This window comes from Actinoallomurus liliacearum (assembly GCF_039542035.1).
GTDB lineage: Bacteria > Actinomycetota > Actinomycetes > Streptosporangiales > Streptosporangiaceae > Actinoallomurus > Actinoallomurus liliacearum.
Map to the genome: position 1 here is coordinate 116,190 of NZ_BAABHJ010000008.1, position 14,331 is coordinate 130,520.

At 71.7% G+C, this 14,331-nt stretch carries 17 protein-coding genes; 10 read left to right on the forward strand and 7 right to left on the reverse strand.

Annotation, left to right across the window (positions count from 1 at the left end; genetic code table 11):
• Positions 1–9 precede the first annotated feature (9 nt).
• The 3 genes from ABD978_RS15255 to ABD978_RS15265 all read left to right on the forward strand — a co-directional run bounded on the left by ABD978_RS15255 (position 10) and on the right by ABD978_RS15265 (position 1,005).
• Positions 10–303 carry a hypothetical protein gene (locus ABD978_RS15255; protein WP_345354011.1) on the forward strand — a complete coding sequence of 98 codons (294 nt, stop codon included), beginning with the start codon at positions 10–12 and terminating at the stop codon, positions 301–303.
• Positions 304–410: 107 nt separating this feature from the next.
• Positions 411–578: a hypothetical protein gene (locus ABD978_RS15260; protein ID WP_345354012.1), complete on the forward strand. Its 168-nt coding sequence runs from the start codon at positions 411–413 to the stop codon at positions 576–578.
• Between the two features lie 241 nt (positions 579–819).
• Positions 820–1,005, forward strand: coding sequence for a hypothetical protein (locus ABD978_RS15265; protein ID WP_345354014.1), 186 nt, complete (start codon positions 820–822; stop codon positions 1,003–1,005).
• 125 nt (positions 1,006–1,130) lie between these two features.
• Here the strand turns inward: ABD978_RS15265 and ABD978_RS15270 are convergent, their stop codons facing one another.
• From ABD978_RS15270 to ku, 7 genes are all read right to left on the reverse strand, one after another.
• Entirely contained in the window at positions 1,131–1,445 is a 315-nt protein-coding gene (locus ABD978_RS15270; RefSeq protein ID WP_345354016.1) for an MGMT family protein, read from the reverse strand.
• The gene (locus ABD978_RS15275; protein WP_345354018.1) at positions 1,435–2,655 is read right to left on the reverse strand and encodes a S8 family serine peptidase; all 1,221 of its coding nucleotides are present in this window, start codon (positions 2,653–2,655) and stop codon (positions 1,435–1,437) included. Before ABD978_RS15275 ends, ABD978_RS15270 begins: the two co-directional genes overlap by 11 nt.
• Complete coding sequence (locus ABD978_RS15280; RefSeq protein ID WP_345354020.1) at positions 2,643–3,464, reverse strand: hypothetical protein; 822 nt, start codon at positions 3,462–3,464, stop codon at positions 2,643–2,645. Before ABD978_RS15280 ends, ABD978_RS15275 begins: the two co-directional genes overlap by 13 nt.
• Before the next feature lie 131 nt (positions 3,465–3,595).
• On the reverse strand, positions 3,596–4,774 hold the full coding sequence (gene moeZ / locus ABD978_RS15285; protein WP_345354022.1) for an adenylyltransferase/sulfurtransferase MoeZ: 1,179 nt from the start codon (positions 4,772–4,774) through the stop codon (positions 3,596–3,598).
• 146 nt (positions 4,775–4,920) lie between these two features.
• Positions 4,921–5,835, reverse strand: a complete 915-nt coding sequence (locus tag ABD978_RS15290; RefSeq protein WP_345354024.1) for an alpha/beta fold hydrolase — start codon at positions 5,833–5,835, stop codon at positions 4,921–4,923.
• Between the two features lie 202 nt (positions 5,836–6,037).
• Positions 6,038–7,546 carry a DEAD/DEAH box helicase gene (locus tag ABD978_RS15295; RefSeq protein ID WP_345354026.1) on the reverse strand — a complete coding sequence of 503 codons (1,509 nt, stop codon included), beginning with the start codon at positions 7,544–7,546 and terminating at the stop codon, positions 6,038–6,040.
• Positions 7,547–7,730: 184 nt separating this feature from the next.
• Positions 7,731–8,693 (reverse strand): non-homologous end joining protein Ku, encoded by a 963-nt coding sequence (gene ku, locus ABD978_RS15300; RefSeq protein WP_345354028.1) that lies wholly within the window; start codon positions 8,691–8,693, stop codon positions 7,731–7,733.
• 239 nt (positions 8,694–8,932) lie between these two features.
• Here ku and ligD (ABD978_RS15305) point away from each other — a divergent pair, with 239 nt between their 5' ends.
• The 7 genes from ligD (ABD978_RS15305) (at position 8,933) to ABD978_RS15335 (ending at position 14,204) form a co-directional block, all read left to right on the forward strand.
• On the forward strand, positions 8,933–9,898 hold the full coding sequence (gene ligD, locus ABD978_RS15305; RefSeq protein WP_345354030.1) for a non-homologous end-joining DNA ligase: 966 nt from the start codon (positions 8,933–8,935) through the stop codon (positions 9,896–9,898).
• Positions 9,899–10,017: 119 nt separating this feature from the next.
• Positions 10,018–10,914, forward strand: coding sequence for a non-homologous end-joining DNA ligase (gene ligD / locus ABD978_RS15310; RefSeq protein ID WP_345354032.1), 897 nt, complete (start codon positions 10,018–10,020; stop codon positions 10,912–10,914).
• Positions 10,915–11,065: 151 nt separating this feature from the next.
• Entirely contained in the window at positions 11,066–12,406 is a 1,341-nt protein-coding gene (locus tag ABD978_RS15315; RefSeq protein WP_345354034.1) for a dihydrolipoyl dehydrogenase family protein, read from the forward strand.
• A 23-nt stretch (positions 12,407–12,429) separates the two neighbouring features.
• Positions 12,430–12,609 (forward strand): hypothetical protein, encoded by a 180-nt coding sequence (locus ABD978_RS15320; RefSeq protein ID WP_345354036.1) that lies wholly within the window; start codon positions 12,430–12,432, stop codon positions 12,607–12,609.
• A 206-nt stretch (positions 12,610–12,815) separates the two neighbouring features.
• Positions 12,816–13,436, forward strand: a complete 621-nt coding sequence (locus ABD978_RS15325) for a TetR/AcrR family transcriptional regulator (RefSeq protein WP_345354037.1) — start codon at positions 12,816–12,818, stop codon at positions 13,434–13,436.
• A gap of 157 nt (positions 13,437–13,593) precedes the next feature.
• Positions 13,594–13,821, forward strand: a complete 228-nt coding sequence (locus ABD978_RS15330; RefSeq protein WP_345354038.1) for a DUF3107 domain-containing protein — start codon at positions 13,594–13,596, stop codon at positions 13,819–13,821.
• 119 nt (positions 13,822–13,940) lie between these two features.
• On the forward strand, positions 13,941–14,204 hold the full coding sequence (locus tag ABD978_RS15335; protein ID WP_345354040.1) for a hypothetical protein: 264 nt from the start codon (positions 13,941–13,943) through the stop codon (positions 14,202–14,204).
• Positions 14,205–14,331: the final 127 nt, after the last annotated feature.

The following is a 14,331-nucleotide window of genomic DNA, read 5'->3' on the forward strand; positions in this document are numbered from 1 at the left end:
GAGGTCCCGATGCGCGTCCTCGCACTTCCGGCGGTCCTGCTGGTCGCGGTCCTGCTGGTCGCGCTGCTCCTCGCCGCCTTCCGCCGGCCGGCTCCGGATCGGCTGCCGGATTGGGAGGCCGCGACGGAGCTGCGGGACGGCGTCACCGTCGTGTTCGTCCGGCAGGTCGCCGATGGGCGGGAGCTGGGGCGGCACGTCGTCGCCGAGATCCCGGCGGACGCCTCGGACTGGGAGACGCGCTACCACGAGGCCATGGCGGCCGCCCGCTCCCGCGCCGCCGCCCTCCACAGCGAGACGGGCTGAATCGATCATTTTTCGTGATCGCAGTTGCCGATCCGATCAACGGCCGGACGCTCTCTTGCAGAGAGTGTCTCTGTTCCAGGGGCACCACTACAACGAGAGGGGCCATCATGGCCAAGCCCAACCTGGGCAAGTCGGGCGTCCAGCGGCCGACAGCGCTCGACAGTGCACAGCAGCAGGCGCGGCAGGCGACGCGGTCGACCGAGCGGGGTCTCGCCACCCATCGGGCCGACATCCAGGACGGCGCCAAGAAGCTCGGCGACCACCTTCGGAGCTGACCACGGCTGAACCGCGGCCGGAACTGCGGTTCGATGAGCGCCGTGCATGACCCGTCAGCCGACGGGCCCGGCACGGCGTGACACCAGAGCGGCCCCCTCCTCAGGAGGGGGCCGCTTCGTTCGTTCTCCAAGGCGGCCGCGAAATTCTGCGTTCGCGGTTGCGGATCCGGCCGACTGCAGGACGGTGATCCCCAGAGCGTGCCTCTGTCCGAGGCACCACGACAACTGAGAGGGACCCGAAATGGTTGACACGAACAAGAACCGTGGGCAGTCGTCGATGCGCTCCGCCGCCCGGAACGTGCGCCAGAGCAACCGGCGTGCCGCCGAGCCGCCCTCCACGACGCGGCGTGAGATCGCGGACGCGACCGCGGCGACCCGCGCCGACGTCTCGGACCAGTCGGAGATCCGGGGCTGGTTCAAGAGGTGACACGGCTGGACCGCGGCCAGAACTGCGGTTCGGTGAGCGCCGTTCCTGACCCGTCAGTCGACGGGCCCTGAACGGCGTGACACCAGAGCGGCCCCCTCCTCGGGAGGGGGCCGCTTCGTCTGTGTTCAGCCCGTTTCGGCGGTGTCGCCGGTCCAGCGGGCCAGGCGCATGTCGACGCGGTCGCCGCGGAGCGGGGTGCCCTCGGCGCGGTAGTGCTTCAGGGCGCGCTGTTCGTGGCCGGGCGGGGGTGAGCCGTCGGCCCGGAGGACGCGCCACCAGGGCACGCCGCCGCCCCACAGCGCCATCACGCGGCCGACCTGCCGTGGTCCGCCCTCGCCCAGGAACTCGGCGATGTCGCCGTACGCCATGACGCGGCCCGGCGGGATCCGCTCGACGACGTCGAGGACGCGTTCGGCGTACTCCGTCGGGTCACCCCGCACCGTCGTCCTCCGATCCGTGGCGGACGCGTACGCGCCGGATGTACAGCACGGTCGTCGTCAGGGCGCCGGCGAACCCGAAGATCGCGGCGACGCCGATCCAGCCGCCCAGGAAGACGAGCCCCGGTGGGTGCCGCTCGACCTGCACCGGCCGCATCGGCCCGTCGTCGAACCGGCCGGTCTTGCCGTTCGCGCTGAGCTGATAGCCCTGCAGCCGGTCGGCGGCGGCCAGCGCGGCGGGGGCGTTGACCTCGCCGAAGCCGACGTTCTCGTCGTACCCGGCGGCCGGGCGGCCCTTGGTGCTCGCGGTGATCGCCTGGGCGACCAGCGCGGGCGGCATGTCGTGGTGGCGGGCCCGGATCAACGCGACGACGCCCGAGACGAGCGCGCCGGCCTGGCTCGTGCCCTCGCCGATCCAGTAGTGGTCGCCCGGCCCGGCGCCGACGACGTCCGCGCCGGGCGCGGCGACCTGGACGCTCGCGTTGCGGTCGGAGAACTTCGCCGCGACGCCCCGGCGCGTCACCGCCGCGACCGCGATGACGCCGGGGAACGCGGCGGGGTAGGACAGCCGCGTCAGGCCGTCCTTGTCGACCTTTTTGGGGCTCTTGGAATCGCCGTCGTTGCCGGCCGAGGCGACCACGACCACGCCTTTGGAGATCGCATAGGCGATGGCGGCGCGCTCGTCGGTGCCGGCGCTCGGACCGCCGAGGGACATGTTGATCACGTCGGCGCCGTGGTCCACCGCGTAGCGGACCGCCTTCGGCAGCGCCGTACGGTACTCCGGCGCGTTGCGGAAAGACTTGTAGCCCTTCTCGGCCGGGTCGGCGATCATCCGCACCGAGAGCAGACGCGCCTCGGGCGCCACGCCGATCACCCCGTCGCCCGCCCCGTGCCCGTGCCCGGCGATCAGCGAGCCCATCCAGGTGCCGTGGAGCCGGCCGGGAGTGGGCGCGACGTCCCGGATGAAGTCGGGACCCGTGGTCACCGTGCCGGTGAGGTCCTGGTGCGAGCCGTCGATCCCGGTGTCGAGGACGGCGACGGTGACGCCCTGGCCCTTGGTCGTACGCCACGCCTGTGGGGCGCCGAGGGCGTCGAGCACCCACTGCTCCCGGGCGCGTACGTCGTCGGCCCCCGCGGTGGCGGCCGGCAGTGCCGGCGACAGGGCGACCGTCAGCGCCAGGCCCGCCGTCAGCGCGCGCCTCAGCACTTCCACTCCTGCTTCTCGGCGCAGTCGGGCTGGACGGGTTGTGCGAGGGCGCCGGCGATGTTCCGGCCGACCTCGGGTGCGAGCTGGAACCAGCCGCCGTGCGGCTTGCGCACGGCCGAGGCGGGCCGGCCGTCGGCCGGTCCGGCGACGGTCAGAACGACGTACGGGCCGACGCGGTCGGCCGTGGCGAACTGCCGCGCGGTGTCGGCGAACCGGGCGGCGATGGTCTGCGGGAACGCCAGGGCGTGCAGGAACGGCCCCGGCACACTGGGATCCGTGGGCGCCACGGACTCCCCCGCCAGCCGCGCGGAACGGTCGTCGGGCAGCGCGACGATGCCCACCGTGAGGACGATGCCCTGCATCTGGTCGATGTACGTCGCGCGGAGCAGCGCCCGGCAGCCGTACCTCACCAGGACCGCCGCGGTAATGGAGTCGATGCCGGTGTCACAGCCCCGCTCGGGGGCGATGCCGACCCGGCCGGCGTGCTCGATCCCGCCCTGCTCGGAGGTGTACGGGACGGAGTCGGGAAAGATCTTCTCGGCGGGCCAGGTGCGCCAGCGGTTCCGGACCTCCTCGCCCGCCGCGCGGTAGAGCTCCCACGCGTTCGGCTTGCGGTGGAACTCCCAGTAGACCCGGGCGGTGGCCAGGACGCCCACCGCGACGTAGCCCACCGTCGTCAGGACCGCCACCACCAGCCAGAGGCGGCGGCGGGCGTACCAGGGAACGGGTTCGGGGGGTGGCTCCTCCGGTCCGCGCCACGCCTCCCATCCGCCGGGCCCGGTCGTCGGCCAGCTCGGATCGGAGGTTCGCGCCATATCTGACAAGGTTACTGGGCGATCCCTCACAGCCGGTCAGAACTGAGACGTGAGTGGACCAGTGGGACGCAGGAGGCCCCAGGGCGTGGCGCCCCAGGGCCTCTCGTCGTCGGTTCCGGCGTCGCGGCCGATCAGTAGGACGGCTTGTCCGGCTCGATCTGGTTCACCCAGGCCAGCACGCCGCCGCCGAGGTGCACGGCGTCGGAGAACCCGGCGTTCTTGACGATCGCGAGGCACTCGGCGCTGCGGGCTCCGGACTTGCAGTGCAGGACGACCCGCTTGTCCTGGGGCAGCCGCTCGAGGGCCGCGCCGGACAGGAACTCGCCCTTCGGGATCAGCGTCGCGCCGGGGATGTTCACGATCTCGTACTCGTTGGGCTCCCGGACGTCGACCAGGAAGATGTCCCCGGTGTCGAGCAGGTCCTTGAGCTCGGGCGCGGTGATCGTGGAGTCCTTGGTCGCGTCCGCGGCCTCCTCGGAGATCGCGCCGCAGAACGCCTCGTAGTCCTCGAGGAGCTCGGTGATCGTGGGGTTCTTGCCGCACAGCGGGCACTCGGGGTCCTTGCGGACCTTGACGCTGCGGTAGGTCATCTCGAGGGCGTCGTAGATCATCAGGCGACCGACGAGCGGCTCGCCGATCCCAGCGATCAGCTTGATCGCCTCGTTGACCTGGATGGAGCCGATCGACGCGCAGAGCACGCCGAGGACACCGCCCTCGGCGCACGACGGCACCATGCCGGGCGGCGGCGGCTCGGGGTACAGGCAGCGGTAGCAGGGGCCGTGCTCGGCCCAGAACACCGAGGCCTGGCCGTCGAAGCGGTAGATCGAGCCCCAGACGTACGGCTTGCCCAGCAGCACGGCCGCATCGTTGACCATGTAGCGCGTGGCGAAGTTGTCGGTGCCGTCGACGATCAGGTCGTAGGCGCTGAAGATGTCCATGACGTTGTCGTTGGACAGCGCCTCGTTGTGGACGACCACGTCGATCAGCGGGTTGATCTCACGGACCGAGGCGGCCGCCGACTCGGCCTTCGGCCGGCCCACGTCGGACTGCCCGTGGATGATCTGGCGCTGCAGGTTGGACTCGTCGACGACGTCGAAGTCGATGATGCCGAGGGTGCCCACGCCGGCGGCGGCGAGGTACAGCAGGGCCGGTGAGCCGAGCCCGCCCGCGCCCACGCACAGCACCTTGGCGTTCTTCAGCCGCTTCTGCCCGGCCATCCCGACGTCCGGGATGATCAGATGACGCGAATAGCGCCGGACCTCGTCGACGGAGAGCTCGCTGGCGGGCTCTACCAGTGGTGGCAACGACACGGTTGTCTCCTGCGCGTGCGGGAACGGTGATGCGGACGCCGTCGTCCTGGACCATCACAACTCTGTCATGTGTCTCCGCATTCCCGCTCCCCGCCTCTGGCCGACGGGTGCCGGTCGGCCGCATGCGGGCGTCCGTTCCCGCCCCGTCAGCCGGCGGTGGTGTCGGGCAGGCGCAGGTGGGCGTCCTCGAGCATCGCGCGGAACTCCCGTGCCACCGTCTCGGGCCGCTCCATCTGCGCGAGGTGGCCGACGTCGGGCAGCACGACGACGCGGGAGCGCTTGAACACCCGGCCCGCGCGGGCGGCCATCCGCGGGTCGACGAGCCGGTCGTGCCGTCCGTAGATCACCAGGGTCGGCGCGATGACGCGCGCGGCGTAGCGCCAGAGCGAGCGCCGCATGTAGGCGGTGACGATGCCGCGCGACGACGCGATCAGCGCCTCGGAGTTGTGGGTCAGCTCGTCCCTGCGGCGTACGTCCTCGACGAGTTCCATGAGCCGGTCGGGGTGCAGGCCGGTCGGGTCCGCGAAGCACATCTCCAACGTGCCCTGCACCCGTTGTTCGGCGGGCAGCGTCGCCAGCCGCCGGACGGCCCAGGGACCCACGCCGGGCATGGTGGCCGCGAGGATCCGCGCGGGACCGGATCTCGGCCGCAGGTCGGGCAGGGCCGGTGAGATCAGGGTGAGGGAGCGCACCAGATCGGGACGGGTGCCCGCGAGCCGGGTGGCGATGGCCCCGCCGAGGGAGTTGCCGAAGAGGTGGACCGGGCCCCGGCCGCGTTTCTCGATGAGCCGCGCGACGACGATCGTGTGGGCGTCGACGGAGTAGTCGCGGTCGGGCGGCGGCGGAGAGTGGCCGAATCCGGGCAGGTCGACCGCCTCGCCGGCGAGCTCGCCGGACAGCAGTCCCATGAGGTCGGTCCAGTTGGCCGAGGAGCCCGCGAGCCCGTGCACGAACAATGCGGGTTCGGCGTCCGCGCGCGGGGATGACGCCGTTCGCACGAACACTTCACGGTCGCCCAGCCGGACCAGCTCTCCCGGCCATTGCGGAATCGGTGTGCTCATCCTGCTCGCGGTGGGGACTCCGGCCGTCCGGTCGGAGAGGAGCCGCCGCTGCCTCCTCTCTTCAGCTACCGAATGCGGTTCCACGATAACCGCGTGGACTCGTGACCGGACCGCCGGGCATGATCCGGGGCGCCCGCCTTGACCTGATCTTGAGTCGAGCGGGCCCCGCACCTCTTGGTGCGGGGCCCCGCGTTGCCGTCGGCTAGCGCGCCGCTTCGGAGCGCGGGCGGCGGTCGTCGTGCCGACCGGCGGCCCGGCCGCCGTCGTGCCGTGCGGCGCCGCCACGGCCGCCGGGACGGCCACCGCCCGGCATGCCGCCGGAACGGGGCTCCCGCCGCTGCCGGTGGCCCTCGCGGCGTTCGCCGTCGCGCTGCTCCGCCGGACGCCCCTCGCGGTACTCGCCGTCGAAGCGGCCGCCCTGCGGCTCCCCACGGCCCTCGAACCGCCCGCCGGGACGCCGGTCACGGCGGCCGCCCGGACGCGGCCCGCGACGCTGCGGACGCGGCTCGGGGTCGGGCGGGACCGGGATGCCGCTCGGCGGCTGCGCCCCGGTGATGCGGATGAGGGTGTCGTCGCCGGTGGTGACCTTGGACCGCAGCGCGCGCACGCCCGCGCGGCGCATCATCCGCTCGGTGTTGCGCACCTCGTTGTGGGCGACCAGCGTGGCCACGGTGCCGCGCTCGCCCGCCCGGGCGGTGCGGCCCGCGCGGTGCAGGTAGTCCTTGTGGTCGGCGGCCGGGTCGACGTGCACGACCAGGCTGACGTCGTCGACGTGGATGCCGCGGGCGGCCACGTCGGTGGCGATCAGCACCCCGACCTTGCCCTCGCGGAACTCCGCGAGCGTACGGGTGCGGGCGGACTGGGTCTTGCCGCCGTGCAGCGCGCCGGCGCGGACGCCGACGCGGGCGAGCTTCTTGGCCAGTGCGTCCACGCCGTGCTTGGTGCGGACGAACATGATCGTGCGGCCTTCACGGCCGGCGACCTCCGCGATGACGTTCTGCTTGTCGGCGCGGTCGACGATGAACAGGTGGTGGTCCATGGTCTCCACCGGCGCGGCGGCCGGGGCGATCGAGTGGGTCACCGGGTCGTGCAGGTAGCGGCGGACGAGCTTGTCGACGTCACCGTCCAGAGTGGCCGAGAACAGCAGCCGCTGGCCGTCGGAGGGGATCTGGTCGAGCAGCTTGGAGACCGCGGGCAGGAAGCCCAGGTCGCACATGTGGTCGGCCTCGTCGAGGACCGTGATCCGCACGTCCGCGAGCGAGCACTCGCGGCGCTCGATCAGGTCGGTCAGCCGCCCCGGGGTGGCGACAAGCACGTCGACGCCGCGGCGCAGCCCCTGGATCTGCTTGACCATCGACATGCCGCCGACGACGGTCTTGGTGTGCAGCCCGAGGCTGCGGCCCAGCGGGGCGAGGGCGTCCTGGACCTGCATGGCCAGTTCGCGGGTGGGAACGAGGATGAGCGCCCGGGGCCGCGTCGGGGCGGCCTGCTCGCCGGCGATCGCGGCCAGCAGCGGCAGGCCGAACGCGAGCGTCTTGCCCGATCCGGTCTGGCCGCGGCCGAGTACGTCACGCCCGGCGATCGCGTCGGGCAGACAGGCGGCCTGGATGGGGAACGGCGCGTTGATGCCGCGGCGTTCGAGCGCCGACACGAGGGGGGCCGGCAGGCCGAGCTCGGCGAAAGTGGGCAGGGTCGAAGGACCGTCAGTCAAGTAAGAACCTCTCGGAAATGGCCCGCCTCGAGAGGTGCCGCGAGGTTGGGGGACTCGCGGGCTCTTAGCCGGCCGTCGGCGCGAGATGCGCGCCTGAACATGAATCACTGAGCTTACAGGGGTCACCAACGCATCCGGCGGGATCTTCATTCCCGGTCCGGCGGCCCGGTTCTGACGGAACCGGTCAGGCCGTCCTGCGGGTCCCGCTCTTGGCCTTGGCCTTGGTGTCGGCGGTCTTCTTCGCCCCGGCCTTGGTTCCGGCCTTGGCGCCGCCCGTGCCGCGGCCGCTCTTCGCCGCGCCGTCCTTTCCGGCGCGCGACCCGGCCTTCGCGGACCCGGCCGCCTTGCGCTCCGCGCCGTCGCCCTTGTCCGTACGGCCCTTCTTCGCCGCCTCGACGCTGGCCCGCAGCGCGCTGAGCAGGTCGGCGCCCGCCGGCGCCTCCTCGGGTGCCTCCGGCGAGACGACCTCCCGGCCCTCGACCTTCGCCTGGATGACCGACTCCAGGGCCTCGCGGTAGGCGTCCTTGTACTCGCCCGGGTCGAAGTCGCTCGTCATCGTGTCGATGAGCGAGGACGCCATCTGCAGCTCCTGGGGGCGGACGTCGACGTCCTCCTCCATGAACGGGAAGTCCGTCTCGCGCACCTCGTCCGGCCATAGCATCGTCTCGAGGACGAAGACGCCGTCCCGTACCCGCAGCGTGCCGAGCGACTCGCGCTGCCGGAGCGCGACTTTGACCACCGCGACCTTGTCGGAGTCCTCGAGGGCGTCGCGCAGCAGGACGTACGGCTTGACCCCCTGGGCGTCCGGCTCGAGGTAGTAGGTCTTGTTGAAGTAGATCGGGTCGACCTGCTCCAGCGGGGTGAACTGCAGGACGTCGATGCGGCGGCTCGTCGACAGCGGCAGGTCGGCGAAGTCCTCGTCGGTGAGGACGACCATCTCCCCACTCGGCAGCTCGTACCCCTTGGCGATGTCGGAGTACGGCACCTCGTCGCCGTCGACGGTGCAGACGCGCTTGTACTTGATCCGGCCGCCGTCCTCGCGGTGGACCTGATGGAAGGCCACGTCACGCTGCTCGGTGGCGGAGTAGAGCTTCACCGGGATCGTGACGAGCCCGAACGAGATCGCGCCCTTCCAGATGCTGCGCATGGGGTGTCCCTACCCTCCGGCCTGCCGATCTACCTGGCAGGGCCGTCCGAAATGCGATACCCCGAATGTATGCGCAGGTCGGGGGCCACACGAAGTGTCCCCGGGGTGAGCGGGCCGTTCGCGCCGTGCCATGGACGGACCTGGGCGCGCCCACGAGACCGTGTCCGGCCGGTTAAACCACCGGACGGCATGGCGTCAGGTTCGAGCGACATGGGGAAAATGATCGTATGGGTGACCCCATGCCCTCCAATGTCCAGCCGATGCTCGCGACCCCGGGCGAGCTACCGGACGACGCCGACCGCTGGGGCCTGGAGCTCAAGTGGGACGGCGTCCGCGCGATGGTCTACGTCTCCGGCGGACGGGTCCGCGCGGTCGGCCGCCGCGGTCTGGACGCGACCCGCCGTTACCCCGAGCTGCAGGCCCTCGCCGACCTCCTGCCCGGCCAGACGGCGGTCGTCGACGGCGAGGTCGTGGCCTTCGATGAGCGCGGCCTGCCCAGCTTCCAGCGCCTGCAGCACCGCATGCACGTCGAGCACCCGGACACCCTGCTGACCCGCCAAGTACCGGTGCACTTCATCGCCTTCGACCTGCTGTACCTGGACGGCCACCTGCTGTACGACCTGCCCTACCGCGACCGGCGGACCCTGCTCGACGAGCTGGAGCTGGCGGCCGGCCCCATCGAGGCCCCGCCGTACCTGCCCGGTTCGGCCGGGGACCAGCTCGAAGAGCTGCTCGCCTACACAAGGGAGCAGGGCCTGGAAGGGTTGATCGCCAAACGGCTGGACTCCCCGTACCGGCCCGGCCGGCGGGTCGACGACTGGCGGAAGATCAAGAACTTCCGTACGCAGGACGTCGTCATCGGCGGCTGGAAGGCCGGGCAGGGCCGCCGGGAGGGTGGCGTCGGATCCCTGTTGCTCGGCGTCTACGAGGACGGCGGCCTCCGGTTCGTCGGGCACGTCGGCACCGGGTTCACGGACGCGACGCTGGACGACCTGCACAAGATCCTCACCCCGTTGGAGCGATCCACCAGCCCGTACGCCATGGAGGTCCCCCGCGAGTACGCCCGCCGGGCGCGCTGGGTCGAGCCCTGGCTCGTCGGCGAGGTCGAGTTCTCCCGCTGGACCCTGGACGGGATGCTGCTGCACGCGTCCTGGCGTGGGCTCCGCCCCGACCTCAACCCCGAAGAGGTCTACGCGGAGCCCTAGACCGGACGAGGCCTCGGGCGGACGCGGCCTTTGACCGTACGCGGACGACGGGTCGGTGGTTGAAGGCGGCGATGCCGGGGAGATGGCCCCTGAGCAGGCCGAGCCCCCGAGGAGAGCCGGTGAGCGACACCAAGACGAGCGTCCAGGTCGACGGCGTCCGGCTGACGCTGTCCAACCTCGACAAGGTCATGTACCCCCGGCACGGCTTCACCAAGGGAGAGGTCATCGACTACTACGCGCGGATCGCGCCGGTCCTGCTCCCCCATCTGAAGGACCGTCCGGCGACGCGCCTGCGCTACCCCGACGGCGTGGAGGGCCAGACGTTCTTCGAGAAGAACGCGCCGTCGCACACTCCGGACTGGGTGCGCACGGTCTGCCTGCCGACGCCCGGCGGGAGCCGGGACGCGGTGAACTTCGTGGTCGTCGACGATCTGCCCGCCCTGGTCTGGTGCGCGAACCTGGCCGCGCTCGAGCTGCACGTGCCGCAGTGGCGGGTCGGCCCCCGGGGCGGCGCGCGCGAGCCGGACCTGCTGGTGTTCGACCTCGACCCCGGCCCGCCCGCCATGGTCGAGGAGGCGCGCGAGGTCGCCTGCCTGCTGCGCGATCTGCTCGAGACCGACGGGCTGCGGTCGTTCCCGAAGACGAGCGGCAAGAAGGGCCTGCACCTGTACGTCCCGATCAAGGAGACCTCCGACCAGCGCACCTCGGCGTACGCGAAGGAGGCGGCGCGCAGGCTCGAGAAGGAGCACCCGCGCCTGGTGGTCAGCCGGATGGAGAAGAAGCTGCGGTCCGGAAAGGTCTTCGTCGACTGGAGTCAGAACAACCGGCACAAGACCACGGTCGCGCCGTACTCTTTGCGAGCCGCCGAAGAACCCTCCGTCTCCACGCCGGTGACGTGGGACGAGGTGAACTCCGGCGCGGAGCTGTGGTTCGGACCCGACGAGGTGCGCGAGCGCGTCGAGCGGCACGGCGACCTCTTGGAACCGCTGCTGACCTTGCGTCAGAAGCTGCCGTGAAGGCCCGCAGTGCGTACGGGAGGCTGCTCGGTGCGTCACCATTGATCGGAGGGTCCACAATCGTGGGCGGTGGTCATGGCGCCGAATCGTCGCCGTGGCCGCCGGTGGAGGTGACACGCGCATGGCGCGTGAAATGGGGAAGGATGATCAGGTGACGGACGACGCGCAGGACAGGCGCTATGACGTCGTTGTGCTGGGCGGAGGCTCCGGCAAGAACATCGCCGCCGAACTGGCGCGGGCGGGCCGTTCGGTCGCGCTGGTGGAGGGCCGCCTGGTCGGCGGGGAGTGCCCGTATTTCGCGTGCATGCCATCGAAGACGCTGCTGCACTCGGCCCGGCTCGGGGAGACGTGGGAGCACGCGGTCGCGCGGCGCGACGAGGTGACCCGTCACCTCGAGGACGCGCCCACCGCGGCTCAGATGGCCGAGGCCGGGGTGACCGTCGTGCGCGGTCGCGGCCGGGTCGTACGGCCCGGGGTCGTCGAGGTCGAGGGGACCGAGTACGGCTACACCGACCTCGTGGTGGCGACCGGCAGCGAGCCGGTACGCCCCCCGGTCGAGGGCATCGACGAGGTGCCCACCTGGACGAGTGACGAGGCCCTGACGCGGCCCGACCTGCCGCGTCGGCTGATCGTGCTGGGCGGCGGCGCGGTCGGCTGCGAGCTGAGCCAGATCTACGCGGCGTTCGGCTCCCAGGTCACCCTGGTCGAACCGGCCGAACGCCTGCTCGCGGCCGAGGCGCCGTTCCTGGGCGAGACGCTCGCCGACGCGCTCCGCAGGATGGGGGCCGACCTGCGGCTCGGCGTGGCGGCCACGAGTGCCGAACGCACCGAGACCGGGCTGCGGCTGCGGCTGTCCGACGGCAACCACATCGACGCGGACCGCATCCTCATCGCGGCCGGCCGGCGGCCGCGCGTCGCGGACCTGGGCCTGGAGACGATCGGCGTCCGCTTCGACCCGGAGCGCGGCATCGCCGTCGACTCCACCTGCCATGCCGCCCCGACCGCGGAGGGCACCGACGGCACGAACGTCTGGGCCGCCGGTGACGTGACCGGGGTCGCGCCCTACACCCACGCCGCGAACTACCAAGCCGCGGTGGTGGTCTCCAACGTCCTGGGCAAGCGCCGGGAGGCGGACTACCGGGCGATCCCCCGCGCCGTCTACACGACGCCCTCGGTGTACGCGGTGGGCGTCTCGCCGCTGGCCGCGAGCGGGCTGGAACTGGTCGCGGCGGGGTACGACCTCGCGGAGACCGCCCGCGCCGCCGTGGAGGACGACGACCGCGGCCGGGTGGAGTTGTACGCCGACCGAGCCCGGGGCGTTCTCGTGGGCGCCGCCGCGGTGGGGCTCTACGCTGAGGAGTGGATGAGTGAGATCACGTTGGCCATCCGGGCCGAGACGCCGCTGAGCATCCTCACCGACGTGGTCCACGCCTTCCCGACGTACGGTGAGGCCTTCGAACCGGTCCTGCGCGAACTGGCCGAGCAGCTCTGAAGTTCTCTTGGGGGAGAGACGCCATGCCCGATGACGAGATCGAACTGAGCCTCGAGGCTCCCGAGGCCGACGCCGCCGAGCAGCACGTGGCGGTGCGCGACGCCGAGAGTCCGTGGCCGACCACGTTCCCGGTCGAGGTGAACGAGGCCGACGCCGCGGAGCAGAGGTACGAGATCGACCTCGACGAGGACGACTACCGGTGACCACGAGGACCGGGTGGTGGCGTCGCCCCGAGGGCCCACGGCGCCGCTCGGACGGCACACGGGGGCGCCGCTTTCACGCACGGGGGCGCCGCTTTCGCGGCGGCGTCGTCGGGTTCGGCCGGTCGGACGTTACCCGGTCGTAGGATGGTAGCCCGCAGCGCGAGCGGCGCCACAGCGTCGCCCGGACAGGTGATCGGAGAACTCACGTGACCGCAACCCCGGACGCCCGCCCCCGGGGCACGAGGCTCCCGCGGCTGGCCCGCCGCCGCCAACTGCTGGGCGCCGCCCAGGAGGTGTTCGTCGCGCAGGGCTACCACGCCGCCGCGATGGACGAGATCGCCGAGCGCGCAGGCGTCAGCAAGCCCGTGCTGTACCAGCACTTCCCGGGCAAGCTCGAGCTGTACCTCGCGCTGCTGGACGAGCACGCCGAGGGGCTCGTCCAGCACCTGCGCGACGCGCTGGCCTCGACCCCGGACAACAAGCTGCGCGTGCAGCGGACCATCGAGGCGTTCTACGACTTCGTGGCCGGGGAGGGCGAGGCGTACCGCCTGGTGTTCGAGTCCGACCTGCGCAACGTCGCCGCCGTACGCGCCCGGGTGGACCGCACCAACCAGCAGTGCGCCGAGATGATCGCACAGGTGATCCAGGAGGACACCGGCGTCTCCAGCGACGAGGCGCACCTCCTCGGCATGGGGCTGGTCGGCATGGCCGAGGTCAGCGCGCGCTACTGGCTGTCGCAGCGCGGCAAGATCTCCAAGGATCAGGCCGAGCACCTCATCGCGCGGCTGCAGTGGCGCGGCATCGGCGGCTTCCCCCGCACCACCTGACGCACCGGGCACTCCCGCCACCACTCTTTCGCACCGGGCACTCCCGCCGCCCCTCTTTCGCACCGGTCCGTGCCATAGTGCCGGTAAGTCGGATGAGACCGGCCCGGAGGTACGCCAGGGGACGGTCCTGAGATCGCCCCGCTACGGAGGGAAGAACGTGCAGGTACGGATCGGTGTCCAGTCGGTGCCCAAGGAACTGGTCGTCGAGACCTCGCTGTCCGCCGACGAGGTGGAGCGCGCGGTGCAGGACGCGGTGGCCGAGGAGGACGGAGTGTTCACGCTCCGCAGCCGGGACGGCGCCCGCCTCGTCGTGCCGGCGGCCAAGCTCGCCTACGTGGAGATCGCCGAGTCGGAGCAGAGGAGCGTCGGCTTCGGCTCCTACTGACCGCTCCGAAGATTCGTTCCGACTTTTTCAAGAGATTGGAATGAGTCTCTCGGAGAGGGGCATACAGACCGCGCGAATCCGAAGCGCCGGACTCGGTCCGGCAGGAGGTGGTCTGAGAAATGCTGATGACAATAATCTGGTTCATCATTATCGGCGCCATCATCGGGGCTCTCGCGCGTCTTGTCGTGCCCGGCCCGAACCCGATGGGCATCGCCCTGACGATCCTGATCGGGGTCGTCGGCGCGGTGATCGGCGGCGTCATCGCCAACGCACTCGGTGCGGGCAGCATCATCGCCTTCATCATCTCGGTCCTGGTGGCCGCCGCGGGCGTCGCGCTGATCAGCGGTCGCGGCCGGTGGGGCTCGCGCCGCGGCGTGTACTGATCGAGCCGGCTCCGGCCCATCCACACGGAATCTGACCTGACCCCCAGCGAGGCCCCCGCCCACCGGCGGGGGCCTCGCCACGTCCACGACCCGTGGACGCGCTCCCGCCCCCCGCTCGGCCACGGAA

Coding starts and splice junctions, on each gene's coding strand:
- ABD978_RS15255 (WP_345354011.1), top strand. CDS start 10: ATGCGCGTCCTCGCACTTCCGGCGGTCCTGCTGGTCGCGGTCCTGCTG.
- ABD978_RS15260 (WP_345354012.1), top strand. CDS start 411: ATGGCCAAGCCCAACCTGGGCAAGTCGGGCGTCCAGCGGCCGACAGCG.
- ABD978_RS15265 (WP_345354014.1), top strand. CDS start 820: ATGGTTGACACGAACAAGAACCGTGGGCAGTCGTCGATGCGCTCCGCC.
- ABD978_RS15280 (WP_345354020.1), bottom strand. CDS start 3,464: ATGGCGCGAACCTCCGATCCGAGCTGGCCGACGACCGGGCCCGGCGGA.
- ABD978_RS15290 (WP_345354024.1), bottom strand. CDS start 5,835: ATGAGCACACCGATTCCGCAATGGCCGGGAGAGCTGGTCCGGCTGGGC.
- ku (WP_345354028.1), bottom strand. CDS start 8,693: ATGCGCAGCATCTGGAAGGGCGCGATCTCGTTCGGGCTCGTCACGATC.
- ligD (WP_345354030.1), top strand. CDS start 8,933: ATGCCCTCCAATGTCCAGCCGATGCTCGCGACCCCGGGCGAGCTACCG.
- ABD978_RS15320 (WP_345354036.1), top strand. CDS start 12,430: ATGCCCGATGACGAGATCGAACTGAGCCTCGAGGCTCCCGAGGCCGAC.
- ABD978_RS15335 (WP_345354040.1), top strand. CDS start 13,941: ATGCTGATGACAATAATCTGGTTCATCATTATCGGCGCCATCATCGGG.